This window comes from Spirillospora sp. NPDC048823 (genome assembly GCF_043198445.1).
GTDB lineage: Bacteria > Actinomycetota > Actinomycetes > Streptosporangiales > Streptosporangiaceae > Spirillospora.
This window is the reverse complement of record NZ_JBICUT010000017.1, coordinates 127,838-152,331: the sequence shown is the minus strand read 5'-3', so window position 1 is coordinate 152,331 and position 24,494 is coordinate 127,838. Positions and strand designations below refer to the sequence as shown.

Sequence of the window (24,494 nt, the reverse complement as noted above, 5' to 3'; positions counted from 1 at the left end):
GGTATCCCGTACGCTACATTCGGTGAGCGGACGGTCACAGCGGCCGCCCGCCCGAGGAGCGTGCCGATGCCCGACCACTCGCCCGTGCTCGCGCACCTGTGGCCGGCGCGCCATCGCCGCAGCCGCCGCAGCCGCCGGCTCGTCACCCGCACCGACGTCCGCCTCATCGTCGTCCCCAGCGTTCCCGCTGCTCAGGGCACTCGTTCGAGGCGGGTCCTGGCCGGTGCCTGGACGCTGTACTCCCGCTGGGAGTGGACGTCCGCCCAAGCCCGCGCCGAACGCGCACGCCGCAGGGCGCACCCGCCCTGGCGTTGACGTCCCGTCAGGGCGCCGAGCCGAGGAGACCGGCGGGCACCGTCGGTGCGCCCGCCGGCCGGAGGAGGATCCTTCACCGCGTGCGCATGTCCGGCTCCGGGACGGTCTCCAGGCGGCCGGAGGGCGGCCGCACGCGGGGCGTCCGCCGGATGATGTGGTGCGCGATCCGCCGCGCCGCGAAGTCCGCGCCGTGCACGAACCGCATGACCGGGCCGAACGTGGGCGCCGCGGCGAGGCCCGCGAAGTACAGGCCCGGCGCCGACGCCTCGAAGTCCCGGCTGAGCACCGGCGCCCCCAGCCGGGTGGTGACGCGGGCGCGCAGGTCGGGCGAGAGCATCGTGAGCCGCTCCACGTCCGGGACGAACCCGGTCGCGGCGATGACGTGCTCCACCTCCGTCACCAGGCGGCGGCCGGTGCGGTCGGTGGTGGTGAGGGCGACGCCGTCGTCCCGCTCGGCGACCTTGCCGAGGTGCCGGCCCGTCGAGACGCGGACGCGCTCGTCCAGCCGGTCGCGCAGCCACCACGCGCCGGCGGGCGGGAGCGTCTCGCGGACGATCCGCAGCCGCGTCTTCTCCGGCAGGTGGCGGACGAGCCCGGGGCATTCGGCCCACAGCCACGTCCGGTAGCCGGTGCCGAGCCCGGACCGGGGGCCGCCGCGCGCCCTCGTCCACAGGGACCGCCGCTCCTCGGGCACCGTGTTCCAGTCGAGTTCGCGGGTGCGGGCGAGGACGTGCGGCGACGCGCCCGCGTCGGCCAGCAGCACCGCGGTCTCCAGCGCGGACTGCCCTGCACCGACCACGGCGACCTCCTTGCCGGCGAACAGGCCGAGGTCGCGGTGGGCGCTGCTGTGCGAGACGAGCCAGGACGGCAGGCCCGCCAGTTCGTCCGGGATGTGCGCGAACGGCCCGACGCCGACGGCGACGACGACCGTGCGCGCCGCGATCGTCTCGCCCGTGGACAGCGTGACGAGGTACCCGCCGGGGCCGGCCCGGTCGACGCTCACGACCTGCGCTTCCTCGGTGCCCGGGATCGCGACGGAGGCGAACCAGCGCCCGTAGGTCACGAACGTCTCCAGCGGGATCGGCTGCCCCACCCGCCAGTCCGGGTGGCGTTCGGTGAAGGACATGCCCCTGATCGGCGCCCCCAGGCCGGAGGCGAACGGCTCGGACTTCAGGAACATGCCCTCCGGCATGTTCTCCGCCCAGAACCGCATCGGTTCTCCGATGATCCTGACGTTGAGCCCGAGGTTCTGCAGATGGGCGGCCGTCGACAGGCCGTAGGGCCCGGCGCCGGCGATGACGACGTCACTGGCCGAGTCGCTCATTGTTCGTTCCCCCCTGTGAGTGTCGTGTTACCTGGTGCGGAGCCGCTCGACCGCGCGGAGCACGCTCTGCCGTCCCATCGCGAGGAACGGCGGCAGATCGTCGCCGGCGTACCAGGCGAACTCGTCGGCCTCGCGGAGCGGGCGGAGCGTCTCGCGGAGCGGGCGGAGCGTCTCGCGGAGCGGGCGCGGTGCCGCGCGCAGCGGGCGGAGGGTTCCCGCGCGCATTCGCCGGCCTGCGGACCCCTGGAGGTAGTGGTTCTCCACCAGCAGGTTGCGGCCGAACGCGGGACGCGCGTCCGGGACGCGGCGGCCCGACTGGTGCAGGTGCAGGACGTGGGCGAGGTCGAGGCCGTCCCGGTCGGCGAACAGCCGGAACTGCGCGCCGATCCGCGGGTTGAAGTCCAGCAGGTGGTAGACGCCGTCGTCGGCGTCGTGCCGGAAGTCGAGATCGACGAGCCCGCGGCAGCCCAGCAGCCGGACGATCCGGACGGCGAGCCGGTGGAGTTCGGGGTTGGCGACCCACTCCCCCGCGACCGTGTGCCCGGCCTGTGGCGGATGCGCGAGGTGCTTGCGGCCGGTCGCGCCGAACAGGCAGTGGAAGCTCTCGTCGAAGTAGCCCTGGAAGAACCAGTCGCCGTCGGAGGTCGCGATGCGCCGCTGCAGGATGAGGGGGCCCGCGTCGCCGTCCGGGTCGCGGTCGCGGGTGGCGGCGAACAGCCGGTGCAACTCGCCGAGGGTGTACACCACCGCGGTGCTCCGCATGCCGGGGCCGAGCCGCCACGGCCGCGCCCACTTGGCGATCAGGGGAAGGCCGAACTCACCGGCGGCCTCGTCCACATCGTGGGCGGACGCGGGCGTCCGGCTCGGCGGGCACGTGATGCCGTACCGGGCGCACGCTTCCAGCAGCAGCGCCTTGTCGGCGACGCGCCGGGGGACGTCCGGGTCCTGGTGGGGGAAGACGAAGTGGGGCGTCAGCGCGTCCGCGTGCTCGGCGACGAAGATCGCTCCGGCGTCGTCCAGCGGGACGAGCAGCGCCGGCCCGCCGACCCGCTCCCCGATCACCCGCAGGTGGCTCAGCAGCGCGGCCGGCCGCTCGGCGGGCGGCGCCCACGGATGCCCGCGGAAAAGGTAGCGGGAGCGGGACGCGGGATTGCCGCGCCCCTCCAGGATGGCGTGCACCGGGACCCCGGCGCGTCCGAGGCTTCTGATCGCGCCGAGCGTCCCGTGATGGAAGACGTTGCGGTCGGTGCGCAGCAGCAGGACGGGAAGACCGGAATCCAGGTGAGTCCTCGACGGGACCTTCGTATCAACGAACATGCGTTCAGCGGACCCATTCCAGCGGATTGTAAATTTTGGCGTCATCCCGCCCGGTATATTTGTTCGGCGGCGTACGCCCAGGGCATACGATACGCATGCGAGCTGCCGATATCCATTCCGCCGGGCGGTCGTCACGGCACCGGCGGAAAACGCCGATTCCGCTCTGCCCGCTCCTTCCTGTTCTGGCCGTGTCCGTCATGCTGCCACTCGCGCTCACCATGTCGACATTGGCGACATAGACGCAGCCCCAGGCGGTGCGGAATCACGGAAATATGTTCCCTTGGGGGCATTTCTAGGTTCTGGTGCGGAGGGCGTCGCCCGGGTCGGGCGGTTCCAGCGGTGGAATATATCCAGGGAATGCACGACTGGATCATGTCGCACGATGTCGTTTACCAGTCGATCACGGACTACTGCCCGCACGGCGTCTGGGCGTGCGGCCGCAACCCGCGCTCCTCCGGCGTCTACCGCGACCTGTTCGGCGGCGTGGCGGCCCCGCCCCCGGCAACGCGGACACCGGAGGCGCCGACGACCTCGCCACCGCCCCCACCACCGGCGGCGACGGCCCGCACGTCGGCCAGGGCCTCCACGGGCGTGGCGCCCAGCCCGGCGGCGGCGCGGGTGACGGCCGCCAGCAGCGCCACCGTCCGGGAGATGTCGTAGGCGGCGGACGCGGCGGCCGCCTCCCGTCCCTCCCGCTCGGCGGTCCCGGGAACGAGGAGCCGCCCCGCGACCTCCTCGGCCAGCGCGGCGGGATCGTCCACCGGCACGAGGGCGCCGACCCCGGGACCGACGACCTCGGCGATGCCGGGAACGTCCGTCCCGACGAGGGGACGTCCCGTGGCGAGCGCCTCCAGCGCGGTCAGCGGCAGCCCCTCCCACCGGGACGGCAGCACGATGACGTCCGACGCCGACAGCCAGTCGCGGGGATCCCGCACGGCCGGGACGAACAGGACGCCCGGCACGGGTTCGCGGCTCAGCGCGTCCAGGTCCTCGCCGTCCCCCACGATGGCGAGGCGGGCCGGCGGGCACCGCTCGGTGACGCCCGGCCATGCCGCGACCAGGACGTCCTGCCCTTTCTGCCGGGTCAGGCGCCCGATGCACACGGCGAGGGGCACCGCCGCGGGCAGGCCGAGGCGCAGGCGCGCGGCCAGCCGGGCGGCGCCGTCGGCGGGCCTGAACCGGCGCCGGTCCACACCGTTGCGGACGAGCCGGTAGGGGCCGCGCACACCGGCGCGCATCCCCTCGCGCACCTCACCGGTCCCGACGCAGATCAGCGCGTCGCTCCAGCGGGCCGCGATCCGCTCCCAGCGGCGGCTGACGGCGGCCTGCCTGCCGGTCGCGGCGAGCCATGACCAGCCGTGCGGTTGGAAGATCGTGGGCGTGCCGCACGGCCGGCACGGCAGCCGTCCCGCCAGCCCCGCCTTCGACGAGTGCAGGTGGACGACGTCGGGTGCGAAACTCCGCACCAGGCGGCGGAGGCTGAGGGACTCCAGCAGCGTCCGGGGACCGGGAGCGCGTCCGGCGGGCCAGTTGAACCAGGGCACGCCCGCCGCCGCGCACCGGGCGGGCAGGTCACCGCCCGGTGGGCAGGCGACCGCCACCTCCCAGCCGCGTCTGCGCTGGTCACCGGCCGCCTGCCCGACGTAGACGGCGACTCCGCCCGCGTTCGGCTGGCTGACGTGCAGCACCCGGACCGGCGTGAGGTCCCCGCCCACCGCCGCGCCGATGGACTCGCCCATGGACGCGGCCTCAGTCATGGCCTCCCCGCCATCGGTGCCGCCGGGCCGACAGGTGCGCGCGGGTCCGGGCCAGGCCGGCGAACGCGGCGGCGGAGGCGGTCCGCCCGAGGATGATCCGCTGGTTCTGGACGGGCGTCGGCCGCCACTTCAGCTTGTACGGCTCGTCGCCGCGCAGCAGGCTGACGCCCTGCCGGTGGCGGTCCCGGGCGATGGCGAGGTCCTCGCGCAGCAGCATCAGCGAGACGTCCACGCAGCCGCGCAGGTCGGGAATGGCCCCGTACAGGTAGGCGCCGACGTGGCGGTGGCCGATGAGGACGAGGTCGCTGGCGACGAGCCGCTCGTCCCACCGGTACTGCAGGACGGCCGCGCGTCCGTCGCGGACCATCCCGGCCGCGGCCTCAGCCAGGTGGCGCCGGAACCGCTCCCGGGTGTGCTCGGGGTTGATCGGGCGGCCCTGCCACTGCCTGGCGTGCAGTTCCAGCAGGGCGTGGACGGCGTCCGAGGCGCCCTCCGCCGGGACGGACTCGACCGTGATGCCGCGAACGTCGATCTTGCGGAGTTTCGCTCGCATCTTCCCGGCGGTGCGGCGCGGCAGCCGCCCGAGGACGTCGTCGATGCCGGCGGCGGGCAGTTCCAGGCACACCGACGACGGCATCCGCCACGTCCGGCGCGGCCACTGCCGGGCCACCTGGTGCGCCGCCGACCCGGTACGGACCTCGCGGAGGTCGAGCGCGCACCATCCGTGCTCGTCCAGCAGGGCCCGGGTGAGATGCCGGACGGCGCCGTCGGCGTACACGGGGTCGAGCAGGAAGTCGGTGAAGTCGCTCTGCTCCGCCGCCAGCGGGACCAGCACCGGGAACCCGTGCCGGACCGCCGCCATCAGCGGGGCCGCCGCGACGAGCCGGCCGCGGCACCGGACCAGGGCGAGGCGGAGCCTGCCGCTCGTCCCGTACCAGCCCCACCACGCCTTGAGCCACTCGTACGTCTGGAAGGGCGTCGCGGCGGGGCTGCGGTCGTACAGGTCGCGCAGTTCGCCGGCGAGGGCGACGAGCGCCTGCTCCTCCCGGTGCACCTCCACCGACCACTCGGCGGCGGACGGGGCGGCCGCGTGAGGCGCGACGTCCCCGCGCGCGAGGCCGGACAGGCTCACGTCCCCACCCCCGCACGTTCGGCGCGCACCGGTCGGGCGGCGTCCGGGACCGGGCCCGGGGCCGGGGCGGCGGTGCCCGGGCGGCGCCGGGCGGTGTCGGCCCGGCCGCGCCGGCCGCTGACGACGGCGGCGCTGAGCCCGGCGAGCAGGACACCGGACGCGGTGCCGACGGCGACGCCCAGCGGCAGGTTCGGCGACGACGGCGTGGCCGGCGGCGCCGCGAGCGTCATCAGCGCGACGCGCACCCCGGTGTCGTCGCGGTGCGCGGTCCCGTACCGGACGAGCGCGTCGGCTGCGGCGTTGGCGAACGCGGCCGCGTCCCGCGGCGTCCGGCCGACGCCGGCCAGCCTGATCAGCGGCGTGTCCGGCGACGTCGACGCCTGGACGTGCTCGCGGGTGGAGCCCGGCGCGGCCTTCGGCAGCGGGAGCGTGGAGTGTTCGAGGGTCTCCGGCAGCGGGGCGAGCCGCCCGTACGCCTGGGCGAAGCTCACCGCCGCGGGACCCGCCTGCCCGGCCTTCCCCTCCTCCACGACCAGCACGAACGCGGCGGCGGTGTAGGTGGCGGGCGCGAACATCGCGTATCCGAGCCCGCCGAGGAACCCGGCCAGGACGAACGCGATGGACAGCCCGAACCGTCTGAGCAGCCCGGCGAGCGAACGGCGCACCCGGCCGGCGGCCGCGGCGAGCACACCGCGTAGCCCGCGCCGGCGGCGCACGCGCACGCCGGGCGGCCGGACCTGTTTCCTTCTCGGTCTCCGGTCGGCTTCACGTTGCGGCATCATGAGCCCTTTCTCGTGTCGGAATGACCCCGCAGAGGGACGGCTCGTCCTTGTAGAGCCGGGCGAGTTCGGCGGCCTGCTCGGCGATGGCGTAGTGGCCGACGACCGGCGGCACCGGCGTCCGCTCCCGCGTTCCCCGCGTGAGGCGTTCGAGTTCGGTGCTCCAGGCCCGCGCGTCGGTGGGCAGCCGCAGGGCGTGCGGCGCCTCGCCGGGCGGGCGGTCGTCGATGGCCGGGCAGGTCGTGTAGAGGACGGGGAGCCCGGCGGCCAGCGCCTCCAGCACGCCGAGGCCGAACGCCTCCTGGACGGACGGTGCGGCGAGCACGTCCATCGCCGCGAGGGCGCCCGCGACGTCCGACGTCCCCCCGGCGAAGATCACCCGCCCGGCGGCGCCGAGGTCGCGCGTCAGCCGTTCGAGGTGCCCCCGCTCCGGGCCCGCCCCGACCAGCAGCAGCCGGACGCCGTCCAGCGGCGCGATCGCCTCGATCAGCAGGTCGAACCGCTTGGTGGGGACGAGCCGCCCGACGGCGCCGACGATCGGCTCGTCCGGGAGGATGCCGAGGCGGCGGCGCGTCGAGGCGCGGCGCGCGGCGTCGAACGCGAACGCGGCGGCGTCGACGCCGTTCGGGATCATGACGATCCGGCCGGGCCGGACACCCCAGCCGCGCAGGCGGGCCGCGACGGTCGGCGACACCGCGACGGTCGCCGACCCGAGCCGCTCGGTCGCCCGGTACAGCGCCCGGACGCCGCGCGTCGTGGCGCGTCCCTCGATGTGGCCGTCGCCCAGTGAGTGCTCGGTGGCGATGACGCGGGGGGTCCCGGCCATGCGGGCGGCGATGCGGCCGTAGACGCACGCGCGGTACAGGTGCGTGTGGACGACGTCGTAGCGTCCCCGGCGGATCAGCCGCGCGAGGCGGGGCAGCGCCGCGACGTCCCGGTTGCCGCGCATGCCGATCTCGTGGACGGGGACGCCCGCGCCCCTGATCTGGGCGCCCAGCGTTCCCGTCCGGGTGAGCGTCGCGACCTCGCAGGAGACGGGCAGGTGGCGCAGCAGGAGGGCGAGCTGGCGTTCCGCGCCGCCGTGCTCCAGCCCGGTGATGACGTGCAGGACTCGGGTCACACGCGGCTCCGGCGGGGCCCGTGGTGGTGGAAGAGCTCGTGGCGGAGGAGCTTGGCGCGCATCCGCAGCGGCCCGTCCCGGTCGCCGATGTAGGCGCGGGGCAGCGCGTGCCGTCCCGGCTCGCCGGGCTTGATGTCGCACGCGTAGTCGTAGCCGGCGGCGCGGACCGCCTCGATCTCGCGGGCCGTGGCGTGCCCGTACGGGTAGGCGAAGCCGGTGACGGGGCCCCCGACGAGGTCCTCCAGGCCGGCGCGGCTTTCCTCCAGCTCCTCGCGAAGCTCGGTGTCGTCCGTTGCGGGCAGCGACACGTGGTGCCTGCCGTGCGAACCGATCTCGATGCCCGCGCCGGCGACGGCCTTGATCTGCTCGGCCGTCATGAGGGGCTTGCGCGGTCCGTCGTCCCACGTGTTGTGGGTGCCTATCCGCCCGGACACGATGAACGCCGTCGCACCGAACCCGTACCGCAGCAGGACCGGGACGGCCCTGGTCGCGAAGTCGGCGTACCCGTCGTCGAACGTCAGGCCGACGAGGCCGTCCGCGCGGCCGGCGGCGTGCGCGTCGAGCAGCTCGGCCATGCCGGCGCCGCGCAGTCCGCGCGCCCGCAGCCACGTCATCTGGCGCTCGAACCGCGCGGGCGACACCGTCACCAGGTGCGGATCCTCACGGAAGTGGTCGACCGAGTGGTACATCAGCACCAGCGGCGTCGGCCGGATCTCCTTCTCCGCGTCCGTCGGGTGGGCCGGGTGGGCCGGTTCGGTCAGGTGTGTCGGTTCGGTCGGCTGGCTCACTGCTCTCCCCCGATTCGGTACGGCCGCGGCGTCCGGACGCGCCGAGCGGCCCCACGGCGATCCATGAAGCGACGAGGTCGGGTCCCGCCAGGACGGTCAGGACGGCGAAGGCCGCGGCGGTGACGACGCCGCCGGCGGCGAGCTGGACGATCGCGGGCGTCCCGGCGCCGAGCGCGCCGGCCGCGACCAGGCCGGCCGCGCAGGCACCGGACGCGGCGAGCACGAGCCGGGCGACGTCCGCGGCGATCCGCCGCAGCGCGACGGGCGCGACACCCGGCCGCAGCCCCGCCAGCAGCAGGACGGCGGCGAGCGTGATCCCGGCGGCGTTCGCGGCGGCCAGCGCGAGCGTCCCGGCGGACGCGGCGAACGCGCCGCCGATCGCGGCGGTGACGGCGAGGCCCACGGCGAGGACGACGGCGGGACGCCACGTCGGCCGCTTCTGCGCGAAGAACGCGCGGGCGGCCAGGCCGACCGCCGACTGCCCCCACAGCCCGAGCGCGTAGACGCGCAGGATGGACGCGGTGCTCCGCGTGTCGGCGGACGTGAACTCGCCGTGCTCGAACAGCAGCTTGATGACGGCGGGCGCGAACGCGACGAGGAACGCGGTCGCGGCCAGCACCATGGCGCTCGCGACGGCGAGGTCCTGCCGGATGCGGCGGGCGACCTGCCCGGTGTCCCCGTCCGCCGACGCGCGGGCGAGCCTCGGGAACGTCACCGTCACGATCAGCAGCGACAGGACCATCGGCACCTGCGCGACCTTCTGCGCGTAGTTGAGGTGCGAGATCGACCCGGCGGCGAGTTCGGATCCGAAGTAGCGTTCGACGAACACCTGCGCCTGCCGCGTCACGGTGTAGACGACGATGGGCGCGACGGCGGCGAGCCCGAGCCGCAGGTCGACGTCACGGACGCGGGGGGCGGGCGGGGCCGGGGACTCGCGGAGGCAGCGGACGAAGGCGGGGGCCTGGACGGCGACCATCAGGACGCTCCCGCAGGCGACGCCGATCGCGGCGCTGGTGATGCCGACGACCCCGGACAGGCCCGCGATCAGCGCGAGGATGCCCGCGTTGTAGGCGAGGTAGATCGCGGCGGGCGGCCCGAACCGGTGGTGGGCGCGCAGCGTCGCGCTCATGAACCCCGCGACGCCGAACGTCACGACGGTGACCGCCGTCAGCCGGACGCACATGATGGCGGGGCCGCGCTCGGTGAGGCCGGGGGCGAGGACGTCCACCACGAGGGGCGCGGCGGCGACGAGGGTGAGCGTGCCCGCGGACAGGCCGAGAAGCATGCGGGGAAGGGTCGTTCCGACGAGCGCGCGCGGGCCGTCCCCGCGCGCGAGCAGCCGCGTGACGACCGGGACCATCAGCAGCGCCATGGCGTCCTCGATGAGGAGCGGCGACACGGTCTCGGGGATCGTCCACGCGACGAGGAACGCGTCCGTGCCGGCGCTCGCGCCGAACAGGTGCGCCATGACCAGGTCGCGGACGAAGCCGAGCCCGGTGCCGGCGCCGATCAGCACGCCCGACAGCGCGGCGGCACGTCCCACCGAGGTCATGTCCGCGCCTCCTCCGGCACGGCACGACCGGAAGCGGCGTCCCCGGGCACGGCGTCCCCGGGCACGGCCTGGCCGGACGGGACGTCCTCGAAGGCCCGGCACGCCACGATCCCGAGGACGACGGCGATGAGCGCGCAGGTCGGCCCGCCCAGATCGGCGTACACGAAGTTGACCAGCAGGAACGTCGTCAGCGCGACGCTCGCGAGCCAGAACGGGTCGCGGACGCGGCGGCGCTTCCACAACCCGGCGAGGATCATGGCGAACAGGGCGGCGAACCCGGCGAACCCCACGACGCCCTGCTCGGACAGGAACAGCAGGTACTCGTTGTGCGGCGACAGCAGCGGCTGCCGGACGTACCCGTTGACGGGGTCGGCGGTCTCGCTGCCCGACGACAGTTCGATCCCGGCGTAGGCGTCGCGGTAGGCGGGGAAGTTCTTCACGCCGACACCGGTGACGGGGTGGTCCTGCCAGATCCGCAGGGCCGCGGCCCACAGGTTGTAACGGTCCTCCACCGACTGGTCGGGGTGGCTGATCGAGGCGGCCATCGACTTGGAGCGCTCGACGACGGCCTGCGCCCCGCCGCCCGCACCGGCGAGCGTCAGCAGCAGCAGCGCGCAGCAGCAGGCCAGCACCTTCACCGCCGTCCACCGGTTGAAGATCATCAGGGTGAGGACGGCGGCGGCGCCGAGCGCGATCCACGTCCCGCGGCTGAGCGCGAGCGCCAGCGCGACGGCCAGCACGCAGAGCCCGGCGAGCGCGGACGCGAGGGCGGCGAGCCCCCGTCCGGGCGCCGACAACGCGAACGCGGTCAGGATGAGGAACGCGATCCCGACCACGATCGACATGGCCATCACGTCGACCGCGCCGAACGTGCCGACCGCGCGGATGTTCTCCCCGCCCATGGACGCGCCGTTCCCGGTGACCGACTGCCAGATCCCGTACACGGCCTCCACGAGCCCGAGCGCGAGCAACGACGAGCACACGATCGCGAGGTCGCGGCGGTCCCGGACGAGCAGGACGACGGCCAGCGGCACCAGCACGAAGATCTGCGCGGTCCGCACGAACCCGGGCAGGCTGGACCCGATGTCGGGCGAACACACCGTGCTGATCCCGAGCCCCGCCACCAGCGGTCCGAACGTGGACAGCGCCGCACGCGGCATCTCGACATGCCCGGTGACCAGCAGGAACACGGCGACCAGGATCAGCACGACGCTGGCGACGTCCCCGATGGTGACCCGCACGCCGTGGCCGAACGCCTCCGAGCCCGCCGGGATCCCGATGCTCACGACGGCCACGGCGACCAGCCAGCTCGGCCGCCTGAGGCTCACCGTGGCCGCCTTCACCGCACTGGCCGCCGAGGGCCACGGGAAGGGGGGCGGGTCAGCGGTCATCCGGCGTCCTTGCACAGCAACGCCCGGACGGTCAGCAGCAGGATCTTCAGATCGCCGGCGAACGACCAGTGGTCGATGTAGTGGTTGTCGAGCCTGGCGCGCAGCTCGATGGACGTGTCGCCCCGGAAACCGTGGATCTGCGCCCAGCCCGTCATCCCGACCGGGACCCGGTGCCGCAGCATGTATCCGGGGCAGGTGCGGGAGAACTGCTCGACGAAATGGGGGCGCTCCGGGCGCGGGCCGACGAGGCTCATATCGCCGCGGATGACGTTCCACAGCTGCGGAAGCTCGTCCAGGGAGGTCGCCCTCAGGAACCGTCCGACGCGTCCCATGCGCTCGTCGTCCTTGACCGTCCAGCGGGTGTCGGACTCCTGCTCGTCCGCGGGCTTCAGCGTCCGGAACTTCAGCAGGACGAACTCCTCGCCGCCGAGGCCGATCCGCCGCTGCCGGAACAGCACGCCCGGACCGCCCTCCGCCCGCACCGCCACCGCGCACAGCGCCAGCACCGGCAGCACCAGGAACAGGATCAGGGAGCCCACGACGAGGTCGAGCAGCCGTTTGGCGTACCGGGCCGCCGGCTCCCGCAGCCGCCAGTCGACCCGCGCGCACGGCAGCCCGGCCAGGTACTCCCGCGTCGCCGCCGCCACCGGGACGACGTCCGACGGCGGCTGGACGAGCAGCGTCTCGCAGGGAAGCCCGAACGAGATGCGCAGCACGGCGTCCAGGTGACCGGGGTCGACGTCCTCGGCGACCACGATCAGCGTGTGGACGCCGTGCTCCTCGACGAGCGCGGGCAGGTCGGAGGTCTCCCCGAGGACGGGCGTCGCCGCCGGGCGGCCGGCCGCGGCGCCGCCGGCCACCTGCCCGACCGCGGCGAGCCCGAACTCGGCCCGCTCCCGCAGGATGCCGACCATGTGCCCGGCCGTCCCGCCCGTCCCGACGACCAGCGCCGGACGCGGCCGGGACCGCCGGCGGTACGTCCTCGTCGCCGCGTTCACGAACACGCGGACGCCGAGCGACGCCGTCCCGGCCGCCGCCGTGATCCACAGCCACGCGACCACCGCGCCGTGCGGCGGCCCGGGGTGCAGCATCACCGCGAGCGCGCCGACGATCATCGTCCGGGTGAGGAGCGGCGGCGCGTCGGCGAGCAGCGACGGGTTGCGGCGCGTCCGGTACAGCCCGCCCGCCGCGTTGCACGCGACCACGGCCGCGGCCGCCGCGCCGGGCAGGACGCCGCCCGGTACGGACCGCAGGGCGGCGACGGCGGCGGCCATCACCCAGCCGTCCAGCACGGCGAGGAACACCGGGTACAGGACGGCGGGGATCCGCGCCCCCGCCGCGCCCCGGCGGCGCGGGGCGACCGGCGCGAGGACGGCCACCGCCTCACCCGACGCGAGATCGGCCGGGACCGCACCGGAGTCGATGGAGGGACTCAGCCCCTGGGCTCTCATCGCGCGTCCCTTCACAGACAAGAACTTCAGCCGGGGGGTGACTTTGCGGTGCCGTCGCGGGCGGCCACGGCCCAGCATCGCAGCGCGCCCCGGCACGGATCGCCGCTTTTAACCGCCCCCTCCATAATCTTGAAGAGAAGATCAGGGCAGGTCACCCCACCTGCGAGAACGCCCCAAAGAACGCGCGCTCAAAGCCAAAGCACAGGGCAATCGCCGACCTTTAATCACAGCCTTTTCTCTTTCGCCCGATTGGGTCATATTTCCTGCGCCGCGTCCTGGAGTGCGGCCCCCACCGTCCGGGCCGGCTCCGTTCACGGGGCCGAGATGGACCGCCAAAGATCCGGGAAACCGCCCACCCGGGCCGAACCTTCGCGGGACGATGGACGCCACACGTGATCGGACGCCGCCGACCGGCCGTCCCACCTCCGGGCGAGACGGCACTACGGCCCGTTTCCGTGAGCGAACCTGTTGCCGTCCCGTGTCACGCGGGCCCGGCGGGCTGATGAGGGAGAACGGTGCGAGGTAAGGCGTTGGTGATGACGCTGGTCCTGGGACTGGCGACGGCGTGCGGCGGCGGCGGAGACGGCGGCGGGACGACCGCGAAGAGCGCCGGCGAGGGCACCCCCCAGGTGACGATCACCCCGGCGGACGGCGGCGGCAAGGCCCGCCCCGACGAGGGCGTGACGGTCACCGCCTCGGGCGGCACGCTCGGCCAGGTCTCGGTGAAACTGGCGGGCGCCGACGTCCCCGGCACTCTCTCCGCCGACAAGACCAAGTGGCACACCACATGGACGCTTCAGCCCGGCGGCGCCTACCAGGTGTCGGCGACGGCGACGTCGCCCAAGGGCAAGTCCACCACCGCGACCAGTGCCTTCCGCACCAGCCGCGCCACCGCGGCCACCCGGATCAGCAACGTCGTCCCGTCCGAGAACGAGACGGTCGGAACCGGGATGCCGGTCTTCATCCAGTTCAACAAGGCCGTCCCGGAGAAGGCCAAGCCCGCCATCGAGCGCAGCATCGAGATCTCCTCGACCACCCCCACGGAGGGCGCGTGGCGCTGGCTCGCCGCCGGCGAGTCGTTCAACGGCCTCCCGTCCGTGGTCTTCCGGCCCAAGCGTCCCTGGAAGCCCCGGCAGAAGGTGTCCGTCACCGTCCACTACGCGGGCCTGAAGATCGGCGACGACGTCTTCGGCGACAAGGACGCCGCCCGCACCTTCAAGATCGGCGACTCCCACACGATCAACATCAACGCCAAGACCCACCGGCTCGTCGCCAAGAAGAACGGCCGCACCATCCGCACCTGGGGCGTCAGCCTCGGCAGCGGCGGCGACGTCCAGGCCGACGGCGTCGACCACTTGCTCACCACCAGCGGCGTCCACCTCACCATGGACCGCGTCCGCCTGGAGCGCATGCGCCCGCCCGGCAAGAAGAAGGGCGACCCCGGCTGGTACGACGAGAAGGTCCCCTGGGCGACCCGCATCTCCAACAGCGGCGAGTACATCCACCAGAACACCGCCGACCCCGCCTGCCTCGGCAGACGCAACTGCAGCCACGGCTGCGTCCGCTCCCCCGGCGACGACGCCAAATGGCTGTTCAACTGGTCCTACCGCGGCGACCTCGTCACCATCACCGGCACCAAGCGCGACCTGGCCTGGACGAACGGCTGGGGCTACTGGCAACTGCCCTTCACCAAATGGGCAAAAGGCAGCGCCCTAAACAAACCAACAAAAACCACCCCCGCCTAACCCGCGCGCGGAGAGAGCACCGTTTTGCCCCAAAGGTCATAGGCGCCTTGACAGAATGGTCCGATGGGTTTCTCCAGCGCTGATCTGAAGATCGTTTCACTCGCGCGGTACATCGATGCCTGTGACCCCGCAAGCAGGCATCGCGACTGTCCATACGCCGTCGAACGGGACGGCGAGTTCACGTGCCGAGAAGAGTGCCGAGACGTGCTCGCGTTCCTACTCAGGCGCGGTCGCGCCCCTTCCGAGTTGAAGGTCCAGTCCTTCGACGCCCGTCAGCTGCTTCTCAGCGAGATCGGTCTCACACCCGACGTCTTGTGGCACACCTCGTCACTCCTCCAGGTCGTCGTCAAGGTCGCGCGAACACATCCCTTGCGCGAGGACGGAAGTTTCAACCTGCGGCGGTTCATCGACGCCACGTCGGCCCTGGGGGCGTTGGGGTGTCGCGGCCTCGATCCCGAAAAACTCGTGCGCCGAGGAGTCGCGAAAACCATAAAACTGACAATCTCCGGCTGGCTGGAGATTCTAGAAAGCTCCGACGAGCCGCGAAGGAACGCCGAGCAGTTCACTCAGTGGCGGGCGTTCTTCAAGCGCGGTAGCGATGAGCCGGTTTCCCCAGGCTATTACATCGAGGCGGCCCTGTTCGGGCGATGTGCCCGGCGTCTGAGCGCCTGGCTCGAAACCGCCCCTCTCGAAGACCTGCTTCGCTGGAGGCTGCCTGAGCGGTGGCCGGAGGCTCCGTCGCCGACATCGGTGGGCGAGGAGGCCGAGTCCTGGACGTGGATCGTCGAAAGGTTCACCGAAACGTACCTCGGCCAGTGGTCACTTGAGTCACTGAAGAAGGAATACACGTTCCTCAAAGGCTCCTGGCAATCCGATCTCCCCACCGAAGTCCTGGACGAACGGACGCTGTCGCGAGAGGAAGTCACCGCCGAACTCGCAGAGAGAGCCGTGGTCGATGGCGACTCCATCGATCCGGCGACGATGAGTTCGCTGACAACCCAGGCCGTGGCTCTCCTGATGGAGGGGCAGCGTAGGGCGGCGGCCGCTCTCATGGATGGTGCTCGCAGGCTCAAGCCATCCGACCTTGTGTTGCAGCAGAACTATGCTTTCTGTCTCCTCCCGGATGAACCCGAGAGAGCACGAACGCTGTTCAAAGACGTCTTGGCGAGAGAAAAGCTATCCCCCCGGGTGACGCTGTGCAATCTCGCGCTCGCCGAAGCCATCCTCGGAAACACCTCTCAAGCACTTGAAACGTGCACGGAGGCCCTTTATGTGGAGCCCGAAACAGGGACGGCCTACCTCTGGGTGAGGGGTGCTGAAGGTTGGAACATCGAGACCACCTCGATGCACCGGTGGATCATTCGCCTTGGGGCGGACATCGAAGCGTCACAGGACGTCAAAAATGGTCCCTGGATGGAAAGGCTAGCGAGCCTTCATTTCACCGAGCAGCAAGATTCTTCCGCAGATCCTTCAACAACAGGAACAGATGAAGCGGATCTGTAGGCGACGGCTCGAACTCCGCATGCCGCAGGTAGAAATCCTTGGCTCGGTCGTCCTTGGCATGGATCAACAAGGCGCGCACACCGATCTCCTCGGCCGCGTTCGCCACTCGCACCAGCGCGTCCCTGAGCATCGCCCTGCCCAGCCCCTTGCCCTGGACGCCGGAGTGCACGGCCAGCCGCGTCAGCAGAATGACCGGGACGGGATGGGCCGGAACGCCCCGGACGACTCGGCCTGGGGCGTCCGCCCTTTCAACACCACCTGTCGCCAGCGCGTAGTAGCCCACGACCCCGTCCTCGGACGAGGTGACGAACACGGTTGACATCCCGGCCTTCTGGTTGACCAGCGCGAACCTCTTCAGCCAGTCGTCAAGGTCGGGTTGTCCGCAGTCGAAAGCGTCGACGTCGTCCTGCGCCGTCAACTTACTGATCTTCGAGAACATGTCGTCGCCCGTCAGTCCTCGAAGAGGCCGGGCTCCTCGGAGAGGAGTTCCGCCAGGCGCGGCTTGACGATGGCCGGCCGCTCCAAGGCGTCCTGAAAGGCGTTCCACGCCGCATCATCGAGCATGAACCAGCGACGGTCCGCTAGCACTTGCTCCGCTGCGGCGCTCGCACTGTCGAGGACGAAGGCGGTCACTGTCTTGTTCGTGGCCTGCGCGGCCATCCGGATGAGCGTGTCCTGCCGTGCGCTCGCACGGAGATTGAGCCGCGTCTCCCGAGCGTGCCGAGCATCCGTCCCAGGATCGCCATCGTGGCTGGACATGGGTCACTCCTCCGTAGCCATCGAGTTCCCAGAGTACACACAACGTATGTACAGAGCAACCGGGGTGTATGTACCATGTACGCACACGGTGCCGGTGGCCATCCGGAGCAGGACGGCCTCGTCCGATGACGTGGCGGACCACCTGAGCCATGACCACTGCCCTTTTCAGGCTCACCGCTCCGTAAACACCTACCGTCGGGCCGGCGCCGAAGCGGCGCTCGCCTTCGCGGAAACGGCACTGCAGGAGTCCCCGATCCGCCGCAACGCCCGCCGCCTCCGCCGCCTGATGACCTGAGTCACCAGGTGGAAGGGAACATGCGGTGCTTCAGGAGCAGATCGACCTGCTCCGCAGCCGCCTTCGCATCGCCGCAGGGGAAGAGGTAACCGGCCCGTCCGCGCTGGACATCGTGGTAGGCCCACATCTCACCGGGGACGGCTCGCACACAGACCACCACCCCGACGTCCTCCGCGACCCCACTGGCGTAGACCCAGAGCAGCGGCCTGGGGAACTCGCGCCCGTACAACTTCACGCACCGCCACCCGCGCGCCTTGACCGCGAGCGCAAGCACTTCCAGGTATCGGACGGCGACGCGACGCCCCCGCCATGTCCGCCACCACAGCGCGTACTGCTCCACCCGACGCCCGCTCAGCACGAGATCGCCGCCCAGACCCACTTGCCGGACGGCTCGGTCTTGCGCACACCGCAGTCGGCCGAGAGCGCCTGGACGAGCGGGAGTCCCCAGCCGCCCGTCCCGTCGTCGTAGTCAGCGTCGAGCGCCCGAGCGTCCGGGACGACATCGTCCAGCGTCATCTCCACCACCGGCCGAACAACCGGCATCTCATCGGACGAGTCCCACACCGCCAGCACGACCGCGCCGGCCTCCCGCGTGAACCTGACCCGAATCACCCGATCCCGCGCATTCTGCACCGCATTGGCGACAAGCTCCCCAGCGATCAGAAGCACATCCCCGGCGATCTCCTGAAGCCCCCATTCGGCAAGCCGGAATTCCACCAACGTCCGCACCAGCCCCGACGTCGTCCCAGCCGCCAGACAAGACATATCCAGTTCGCCCGAATTAACGGCTTTGATCCCCATCTCACCTGCCCCTTCACCTGCTCGTTTCCGGGACAAGACTGCGATTGCCGTTCTACATTGGCCACACTTTCAACCACACAGAAAACAAGAGATCTCCCGGGAGCTACCAATGGAAAGCCACGACTCGCTCGATCCACGGTCCTCTTTGTGGGACCTCGTGGCAGTTCAACTGCGGAATCTCCGCCTGAACCACCGATGGACGTGCCAGCAGGTGGGTGACGTGGCCAGCGCGTCCCGCTCACATGTTTCAAACTGGGAGGCCGGGCGCCGCCGCCCCTCCGTGGCGAACCTCGCCCCGCTCGACGAGGCATGGGACACCGCGCACCTGTTGACCTCCCTCGCCGAACACGCCAAGGAAGGCCACGACCGCCCGCGTGTCGGCTCCTTCCTGCAGTACGAGCAGACGGCCACATCGATCAAGAACTACAGCTCCGATGTGATACCCGGACTGCTCCAGACCGAGGACTACGCCCGCGCGCTGTTCCTGCGCGGCGGAGTCGTGGACGACATCGAAACCGCCGTCAAGGACCGCATAAGACGACAGCAGCGCCTACATGAGCCAAACCCACCTCGCCTCTGGATAGTGCTCGCGCAACCGGTGCTGTGGTGGCAGGTCGGAAGCCCCGAGGTGATGCGCGGCCAGCTTGATCACCTGTTGCAGGTATCGGGGCTCGACCGCATCAGCCTGCGAGTCCTGCCTGTCTCAGCAGGATGGCCTGGGGTGAGCGGATCGCTATTCATCATGACCACGCGTGAGACAGAGATCGTCTACATGGAGGCCGGACGTATGGGGAGGCTCGTCGAACGCCCGCCTGAAATATGCGAGTTCAGCGTAAAGTACGACGAGATTGGGGCACTTGCGCTCCCCGAGGACCAGTCCCGGACGCTGGTGGAACACATGCGAGGTCTGATTACATGATCACTTGGCGGAAATCTAGTCACAGCGACGAGACCGGCGGTGCCTGCGTAGAGGTGGCAGGTCTCCCCGAGGGCGTTGCCATCAGAGACAGCAAGGCACCCAAGACCGGCGCCCTCACCCTCACCCCCCACGCCTTCACCACCCTCCTCCGTCAGGCCAAGCGAGACGAACTCAACGTCTGAGACGAATTCACCCGCCTGGCGCAGGCCGGGCGGGACGAAACACTAGGGAACGAGCGCGTACCCATGCGTTGCCGGGCCACTGCGCATAACACCTGCCCCCAGCACCGTGTCGGGGTTCGCGCGACAGAACGCTGCGCGAAGGAGCCGCCTCGTCGGCGGCGGGGGGCGACGCATGCCTTGCCGGCCTCGTACCGCACAACGCCGCCCGGTTCGACGAGGACTACGCGAAGTCCCCGATCCGCCCGCCGTGCCCGTCACCTCCGACGACTGCTGGATCTGAGCAGACCCAGGGGACCGCCTCCTCAGGAGCAGCTGGACCAGCCCACTCATCCATGGTCCTGGTGTTCGCTGTTCGTTTCACACCGAACAGCGAACGACTAGGATAGCGGCTATGCGCGACGATGAATTGGTGGACGTCTTCGCGGACGCCCTCAGGGAGGTCGGCTTGGAGTCGGTGGAAGAGCATGTGCGAGGCGATACGCGCTCCGACATCCTCATTGATCTTCAGGGGCGAACGCTGAGGGTCGAACTCAAGCGTGCTCGGACGGTCACTTCCGCAGACCTCTCGCGGCGCCTTCCACGATGGCAGGCTCAGTTGACGCGGTCCGACGTTCTCCCGGTCCTGGTCGCGGACACGATCGTCGAAAGTGCGCGAGCCTTACTGAGACAGCATGGGTGGGGATGGCTCGACCTGCGAGGACATCTCCACCTGACCGGCCCTGGCGTTTTTGTCGACACCGCTGTTCTTCCGTTGAGGAAGCGGCCTGGGCGCCATCGCGCCTTGTCCGGGGTAGTCGGACTCGAAGTCGCCTGCAAGATCCTGCTTGATCCCGACAAGCGACCGACCGTGCGACGTATGGCGCGCGAACTGGGTCGATCTGCAAGTACCGTCTCGGACATCCTCGCAGCACTCCGCGATGATGGACTGATTGACGCCCAAGGCATGGTCAACGCCCGAGACCTGTTCTGGCGGGTCGCCGACCTGTGGCCCAGGAAGAAGGCGGCCCTGGCGTCCCTGCCAGTGCCAGGCGCCGGTTCCGTCAACACAGCACTTCGTCTGGGACTGGACGATGTGGAATCGAGTTCAGGGTGGGCCATGACAGACACCCTCGCTGCCGCCCATTACGGTGCTCCTGTCGGGGTGCGTAGCGACTACCCCCCTGATTTCTACGTCCCGACATCGGTTGTGCTGGGCAGGGCTCTCCAACTCCTGGGCAGGGCAGCGGATTCGGCGCAACGCCAGGCCACCATCCAAGTCGCTCCAGTTCCAATGGTCTGCGACCGACGCATCGACCCCGCTGCCCGAAATCTGGCGGATGAGCACTGGCCGCTGACGAACCCTTTGTTCGTCGCGCTCGACTTGGCCGGCGACCCCGGGCGCGGCAGCGAAATTCTCCAGACATGGGAACCTCCGAGGCCCTGGCGCCGTGTCTGGTGACGGTCCATGCGTGCCGGACGTCAACCTCGTTGGCACGTCAATGACAGCTATCGTGCGGGCGATCCCTGAGGTAGAGGCGCGCACCTGCAGGCCTGTCACGGTCGTGGGCGGCTTGGCGGTCATCTGTCGACTCGGTCAGGCATACCGGGTCACCAGTGATCTGGACTCGGTGCACCTGCGCTCCGGCGACGAGAAGTCCCAGTTGGAGGTTCTCCTCGAGTCTGGTGCGCAGTCACAAGCGCCTGCGGGGGTCCTGATCCCCACATCGGCGGGTGAGGTGAGAGTTGACATCCTAGAAGTCGCCGAGCACGAGTTGGACCCGCTGCCAGCAGATCCGAACGATCGCCTGCACGTAATGGCCCATGCTTGGGGAGCAAAATCGGCCACATCAATGAGAATCCAGATCGTCGACGTGGCAGGTGGTACAACGAGTGATGCGGTGCAGGTCCGGGTCGCACTACCGGGACCATTGGTCGCGATGAAGCTACAGGCGGTCATGAACCGGCCCAGTATCAAGGAAGGAACGGATCTTCTCGATATCGTTCGACTAACACTCGACTCTCAGGCGGGTCCGATCACACGCGCCCAGCTCGGCTCGACGGAGCCACAGATAGCCCGGGATGCGACTCTGCACGCCCATCGATGGTTCGTTGAACAGAAGTCCGAGACCCTTCGCAAAATCAGAGCGATTCCCGAGGGGCGCGAGATCGACAACGAGACGGTTGAACTCGTCGCCGAACTACTCCTCGCCGAACTGCAACGACCGGATTGATATATCGGCCACGTTCGCTATACGCGCCGCCCCGTCCTCATGCCTGGGGCTTCGCTCTGGTCCTCACTCAGGTGAATTCGAACCAGGCCGGTCACGACCACGATGAACAGCGTCCGAGCGTGCCAGCCGAAGGAAACCGGGGCGGTGTCGGCCGGGGGAACGGCTGCGGCTCGGCGGATCGGCCGGCGGGTAGAACCCCACAACAGGTTGGTCCGGCACCACCGGGGAGTGCGCGCCTTGAGATATCTTGGCCGTATGACCAACTTGGCCGATCGACCAAATTCTGCTCGTGGAGACCGGCGGCGCGAGGAGCTGGTGGAGGCCGGTGTCGCGCTCCTGGGGGAGGACGGGTGGCCCGGCGTCACCACGCGGGCCGTGGCCGGACGGGCCGGCACCAACCCGGGGCTGATCCACTATCACTTCGGCGGCCTGGCCGGGCTGCACGCGGCGATCTTCCGGCGGGCCACCGACCTCATCATGAACCCGCTGGTCGACGGGCTTCTCAGTGCCCCGGACGAGCGGTCGGCGCTGGTGATGGTGCGGCGCATGATCGCCGAGACGCCGGGTGACGAGCGGACGACCCGGCTGGCCGCGGAGCTGATCGCGGGGGCCACGCGCGATCCCGCCCTGGGCGCGGTGCTGCGCGACGGGCTTCGCCAGGCCCGCGTGCAGCTCGCGGACCGGCTGCGGGCGGTGCGTCCCGGCTGGCCGCCGGAGCGGCTGACCGGGGTGGCCACCTTGATCGCCGCGTCGATCGACGGGCTGATGCTGCACCACATGATCGATGGTGACCTTCCCGTCGGCGAGGCGCTGTCCGCGGTGGGCGAGCTGCTGGAGGACGACCGATGAGGGTTCTCATCCGCGGTGGCGGGATCGGTCTTCGCGTCCGTGCTGCGCCGCCGGTTCGGCGCGACGAGCATTCTCGCCCCGCAAGGAAAGGAATGAACATGGAGATCGTGAAGAGGGCCGAGCCGCCGACCGGGCTGCGCCGCAGGCTGTGGCGGCTCCCCATCCGGCTCTACCGCATGGGGCTCGGACCGCTGCTGGGACGCCGCGTCATGCTGCTCAACCACACCGGCCGCGTCTCGGGCCTGCGACGACAGGTCGTCATCGAGGTCGTCCAGTACGACGAACACGGATACGTGGCGGCCTCCGGGTTCGGGCCGCGTGCGGACTGGTACCGCAACGTCATGGCTACACCGGACGTCACCATCCAGGTCGGCGGGAAGGTCGTCCAGGCGGCGGCCGCGCCGATCGAGACCGGCGAGGGCGCCGAGATCATGGCCCGGTACGCGACGGCCCACCCGGCCGCCGCGCGCCGGCTGTGCAAGCTCATGGGTTTCGCCGTCGACGGCGGCGTGGACGACTACCGCGAGGTGGGCACGCACATCCCGTTCGTGCGATTCACCCCGACGCAGCGCACGTAATCACAGGAGGAGTCGGTGAAGATTCGGTGTTCGTGCGGCGAGCTCATCCTGGATCAGACGGACTTCCTCCAGTACAAGGCCCGTTTCGTCTCCGATATGGACTGGGATGACGTCCACGAGGGGGATGTCCAGGAGCGGCTGCGGGAGTGGAGCCGGTCCATGTGGCAGTGCACCGGGTGCGGGCGGCTGTACCTCAATGATCACGGCGGCGGTCTTCAGTGCTTCGTGCCGGAGTCGGCGGAGGCGCCGGTCGACCTGCTCCGGTCCGTCCATCGGGATCGGTGGAAGCGGCCGATGGTGGGCAACTGGCAGACGGACGCGGAGCGGGGCGAGTTGTGGTGGGGGTTCGGTGTGGCCGATGAGGGGTGGGAGGAGTTCGACCGGTGGGACGACCTTGAACGCCGCTACTTCGAGGTCTTCGAGCGGCTGCGGGGGAAGGGTCTGCTGCGGTCGGCGTTCCTGCGGTGTGCCGGGCGCATCGTGCATGAGTGGCCGCGATGACGGGACGAGCGGTGCAAATCGGGGCGTTTTCACTAGGATGCTCCCGTGCACGAAGATCAGCAGCCTGCCGCCGACATCATGACGGCGCCTCTCCGGGTGCCGGTCGACCAGGACGACGGGACGCCGGAGGCGGTCATGATCGAGGAGCGGGCCGCGAAGGTCAGGGCCTTGGGGCAGGACGTCGAGCGGCTCGCCGCGCTGGTGGGTCAGCTCACCGAGACCGCCGCCGCGTTGGGCGGGCGGCTGGACGGCGAGGTACGCGAGGCCATCGACGGCGCCGAGAAGGCACTGGCCGAGGCGCGCGGTGCACGGCAGGAGACCGCCGACGCCGATGAGCGGACGCGGAAGGCCGAGGCACGCGCCGACCTGGCGATCCAGGAGGCCGCCGACGCCCGCGAGGAACTCGACAAGGGGCTGGCCGCCGCGAAGGTGAGCATCGCGGCGGCGCAGGAGAGTGAGGCGAACGCCTGGAAGGAGGCGGGCGCCTCCCAGCAGGCCCGCGCAACCTCGACCAACGAGGCCGCCCATGCCGAGGGGCTGCGCAAGCGTGCCGAGGCGGCGTGGAGCAGTGAGCACCAGGCGCGTACCGACGCCGAGAAGGAACGCGACGACCTGGCCGCGCGGCTGGCCGCCGAGCAGACCGCGCTGGCCGCGGCGCGGAGCGACCTCGCGGGGACGCGGTCCGAGCTGGCGGAGGCGCGTTCCGGGCTGGAGGCCGCCGCGGAGACCGAACGGCGGCTGCGGGCGGAGCTGAGCGTCGTCCAGGGTGAGATCGCGGGATTGACGATCGAGCGCGACACCGCCAAGACGCGCGCCGTGGAGCAGGCCGGCCGCGCCGACCGCGCCGAGCAGCTCGCCGACACGGCCGACGCGCGCATCGAGATCGAGCGGGCCCGCGCCGACCGGGCCGAGGCGCGTGCGGACGACGCCGAGATCCGCATCACCCGGGACGCCGCCACCGTCCGCGCTCTGCAGGACACGATCCGGTCGGCGCTGGACCTGCCGGCCGTCGAGGAACTCGGCGACGGCCGGGGGATCGCGGTCGGCGAGTCCGGCGCGGTCACCGCCAAGCCCGGCGGGCTGATCGCCCTCGGCGGGGTCCCCGAGCTGATGGACGGTGAACTGGCCGCCCGGTTCGCCCGTGCGCTGCTGGCCGTCCGCGTCCACCAGGCCACCCGGCGTCCCCGCCAGGAGGACGACGAGCAACCCGGCGACGCGGACTGAGC

At 71.0% G+C, this 24,494-nt stretch carries 25 protein-coding genes; 11 read left to right on the top strand and 14 right to left on the bottom strand.

The annotated features are described in order from the left end of the window. Positions 1-66: 66 nt before the first annotated feature. Positions 67-315: a hypothetical protein gene (locus ACGFK0_RS31315; protein WP_392911389.1), complete on the top strand. Its 249-nt coding sequence runs from the start codon at positions 67-69 to the stop codon at positions 313-315. Between the two features lie 73 nt (positions 316-388). On the opposite strand, the gene ACGFK0_RS31310 is transcribed toward ACGFK0_RS31315, so the two are convergent. The 10 genes from ACGFK0_RS31310 to ACGFK0_RS31265 form a co-directional block, all read right to left on the bottom strand. Next, on the bottom strand, positions 389-1,639 hold the full coding sequence (locus ACGFK0_RS31310; protein ID WP_392911387.1) for an NAD(P)-binding domain-containing protein: 1,251 nt from the start codon (positions 1,637-1,639) through the stop codon (positions 389-391). 27 nt (positions 1,640-1,666) lie between these two features. Next, positions 1,667-2,956 carry an ATP-grasp domain-containing protein gene (locus tag ACGFK0_RS31305; RefSeq protein ID WP_392911385.1) on the bottom strand — a complete coding sequence of 430 codons (1,290 nt, stop codon included), beginning with the start codon at positions 2,954-2,956 and terminating at the stop codon, positions 1,667-1,669. 461 nt (positions 2,957-3,417) lie between these two features. Beyond that, positions 3,418-4,713: a glycosyltransferase gene (locus ACGFK0_RS31300; protein ID WP_392911383.1), complete on the bottom strand. Its 1,296-nt coding sequence runs from the start codon at positions 4,711-4,713 to the stop codon at positions 3,418-3,420. Further along, on the bottom strand, positions 4,706-5,845 hold the full coding sequence (locus ACGFK0_RS31295) for a GNAT family N-acetyltransferase (RefSeq protein ID WP_392911381.1): 1,140 nt from the start codon (positions 5,843-5,845) through the stop codon (positions 4,706-4,708). The genes ACGFK0_RS31300 and ACGFK0_RS31295 overlap by 8 nt, the downstream gene beginning before the upstream one ends. Then, a complete protein-coding gene (locus tag ACGFK0_RS31290) occupies positions 5,842-6,627 on the bottom strand; it encodes a Wzz/FepE/Etk N-terminal domain-containing protein (RefSeq protein ID WP_392911379.1) in 786 nt (261 codons plus the stop codon). Before ACGFK0_RS31290 ends, ACGFK0_RS31295 begins: the two co-directional genes overlap by 4 nt. Then, a complete protein-coding gene (locus ACGFK0_RS31285; RefSeq protein ID WP_392911377.1) occupies positions 6,611-7,744 on the bottom strand; it encodes a glycosyltransferase in 1,134 nt (377 codons plus the stop codon). The genes ACGFK0_RS31290 and ACGFK0_RS31285 overlap by 17 nt, the downstream gene beginning before the upstream one ends. Beyond that, the gene (locus ACGFK0_RS31280; RefSeq protein WP_392911375.1) at positions 7,741-8,433 is read right to left on the bottom strand and encodes a polysaccharide deacetylase family protein; all 693 of its coding nucleotides are present in this window, start codon (positions 8,431-8,433) and stop codon (positions 7,741-7,743) included. Before ACGFK0_RS31280 ends, ACGFK0_RS31285 begins: the two co-directional genes overlap by 4 nt. Then, complete coding sequence (locus tag ACGFK0_RS31275; protein ID WP_392911373.1) at positions 8,405-10,084, bottom strand: lipid II flippase MurJ; 1,680 nt, start codon at positions 10,082-10,084, stop codon at positions 8,405-8,407. Before ACGFK0_RS31275 ends, ACGFK0_RS31280 begins: the two co-directional genes overlap by 29 nt. After that, complete coding sequence (locus ACGFK0_RS31270; RefSeq protein WP_392911371.1) at positions 10,081-11,412, bottom strand: O-antigen ligase family protein; 1,332 nt, start codon at positions 11,410-11,412, stop codon at positions 10,081-10,083. Before ACGFK0_RS31270 ends, ACGFK0_RS31275 begins: the two co-directional genes overlap by 4 nt. Positions 11,413-11,471: 59 nt before the next feature. Then, entirely contained in the window at positions 11,472-12,926 is a 1,455-nt protein-coding gene (locus ACGFK0_RS31265) for a sugar transferase (protein WP_392911369.1), read from the bottom strand. Between the two features lie 536 nt (positions 12,927-13,462). Here ACGFK0_RS31265 and ACGFK0_RS31260 point away from each other — a divergent pair. Continuing rightward, the gene (locus tag ACGFK0_RS31260; RefSeq protein ID WP_392911367.1) at positions 13,463-14,671 is read left to right on the top strand and encodes an Ig-like domain-containing protein; all 1,209 of its coding nucleotides are present in this window, start codon (positions 13,463-13,465) and stop codon (positions 14,669-14,671) included. A gap of 63 nt (positions 14,672-14,734) precedes the next feature. After that, positions 14,735-16,174 carry a hypothetical protein gene (locus ACGFK0_RS31255; RefSeq protein WP_392911365.1) on the top strand — a complete coding sequence of 480 codons (1,440 nt, stop codon included), beginning with the start codon at positions 14,735-14,737 and terminating at the stop codon, positions 16,172-16,174. On the opposite strand, the gene ACGFK0_RS31250 is transcribed toward ACGFK0_RS31255, so the two are convergent. The 4 genes from ACGFK0_RS31250 to ACGFK0_RS31235 form a co-directional block, all read right to left on the bottom strand. Next, the gene (locus ACGFK0_RS31250; RefSeq protein WP_392911363.1) at positions 16,110-16,613 is read right to left on the bottom strand and encodes a GNAT family N-acetyltransferase; all 504 of its coding nucleotides are present in this window, start codon (positions 16,611-16,613) and stop codon (positions 16,110-16,112) included. The genes ACGFK0_RS31255 and ACGFK0_RS31250 overlap by 65 nt on opposite strands. A gap of 11 nt (positions 16,614-16,624) precedes the next feature. Further along, positions 16,625-16,933: a DUF1778 domain-containing protein gene (locus tag ACGFK0_RS31245; protein ID WP_392911361.1), complete on the bottom strand. Its 309-nt coding sequence runs from the start codon at positions 16,931-16,933 to the stop codon at positions 16,625-16,627. Positions 16,934-17,229: 296 nt separating this feature from the next. After that, a complete protein-coding gene (locus tag ACGFK0_RS31240) occupies positions 17,230-17,586 on the bottom strand; it encodes a hypothetical protein (RefSeq protein WP_392911359.1) in 357 nt (118 codons plus the stop codon). Continuing rightward, on the bottom strand, positions 17,580-18,029 hold the full coding sequence (locus tag ACGFK0_RS31235) for an ATP-binding protein (protein WP_392911357.1): 450 nt from the start codon (positions 18,027-18,029) through the stop codon (positions 17,580-17,582). Before ACGFK0_RS31235 ends, ACGFK0_RS31240 begins: the two co-directional genes overlap by 7 nt. 109 nt (positions 18,030-18,138) lie before the next feature. Here ACGFK0_RS31235 and ACGFK0_RS31230 point away from each other — a divergent pair, with 109 nt between their 5' ends. From ACGFK0_RS31230 to ACGFK0_RS31195, 8 genes are all read left to right on the top strand, one after another. Then, positions 18,139-18,948 carry a helix-turn-helix domain-containing protein gene (locus ACGFK0_RS31230; protein ID WP_392911354.1) on the top strand — a complete coding sequence of 270 codons (810 nt, stop codon included), beginning with the start codon at positions 18,139-18,141 and terminating at the stop codon, positions 18,946-18,948. Then, the gene (locus ACGFK0_RS31225; protein ID WP_392911352.1) at positions 18,849-19,130 is read left to right on the top strand and encodes a DUF397 domain-containing protein; all 282 of its coding nucleotides are present in this window, start codon (positions 18,849-18,851) and stop codon (positions 19,128-19,130) included. The genes ACGFK0_RS31230 and ACGFK0_RS31225 overlap by 100 nt, the downstream gene beginning before the upstream one ends. A gap of 391 nt (positions 19,131-19,521) precedes the next feature. Continuing rightward, the gene (locus ACGFK0_RS31220) at positions 19,522-20,568 is read left to right on the top strand and encodes a hypothetical protein (protein ID WP_392911350.1); all 1,047 of its coding nucleotides are present in this window, start codon (positions 19,522-19,524) and stop codon (positions 20,566-20,568) included. Positions 20,569-20,578: 10 nt separating this feature from the next. Beyond that, on the top strand, positions 20,579-21,340 hold the full coding sequence (locus tag ACGFK0_RS31215) for a hypothetical protein (protein ID WP_392911347.1): 762 nt from the start codon (positions 20,579-20,581) through the stop codon (positions 21,338-21,340). A 255-nt stretch (positions 21,341-21,595) separates the two neighbouring features. Then, on the top strand, positions 21,596-22,189 hold the full coding sequence (locus tag ACGFK0_RS31210) for a TetR/AcrR family transcriptional regulator (RefSeq protein ID WP_392911345.1): 594 nt from the start codon (positions 21,596-21,598) through the stop codon (positions 22,187-22,189). Between the two features lie 98 nt (positions 22,190-22,287). Further along, positions 22,288-22,767 (top strand): nitroreductase family deazaflavin-dependent oxidoreductase, encoded by a 480-nt coding sequence (locus tag ACGFK0_RS31205; protein WP_392911342.1) that lies wholly within the window; start codon positions 22,288-22,290, stop codon positions 22,765-22,767. A 15-nt stretch (positions 22,768-22,782) separates the two neighbouring features. Beyond that, a complete protein-coding gene (locus ACGFK0_RS31200) occupies positions 22,783-23,268 on the top strand; it encodes a hypothetical protein (RefSeq protein ID WP_392911340.1) in 486 nt (161 codons plus the stop codon). A 45-nt stretch (positions 23,269-23,313) separates the two neighbouring features. Beyond that, positions 23,314-24,492 carry a hypothetical protein gene (locus ACGFK0_RS31195; protein ID WP_392911338.1) on the top strand — a complete coding sequence of 393 codons (1,179 nt, stop codon included), beginning with the start codon at positions 23,314-23,316 and terminating at the stop codon, positions 24,490-24,492. Positions 24,493-24,494: the final 2 nt, after the last annotated feature.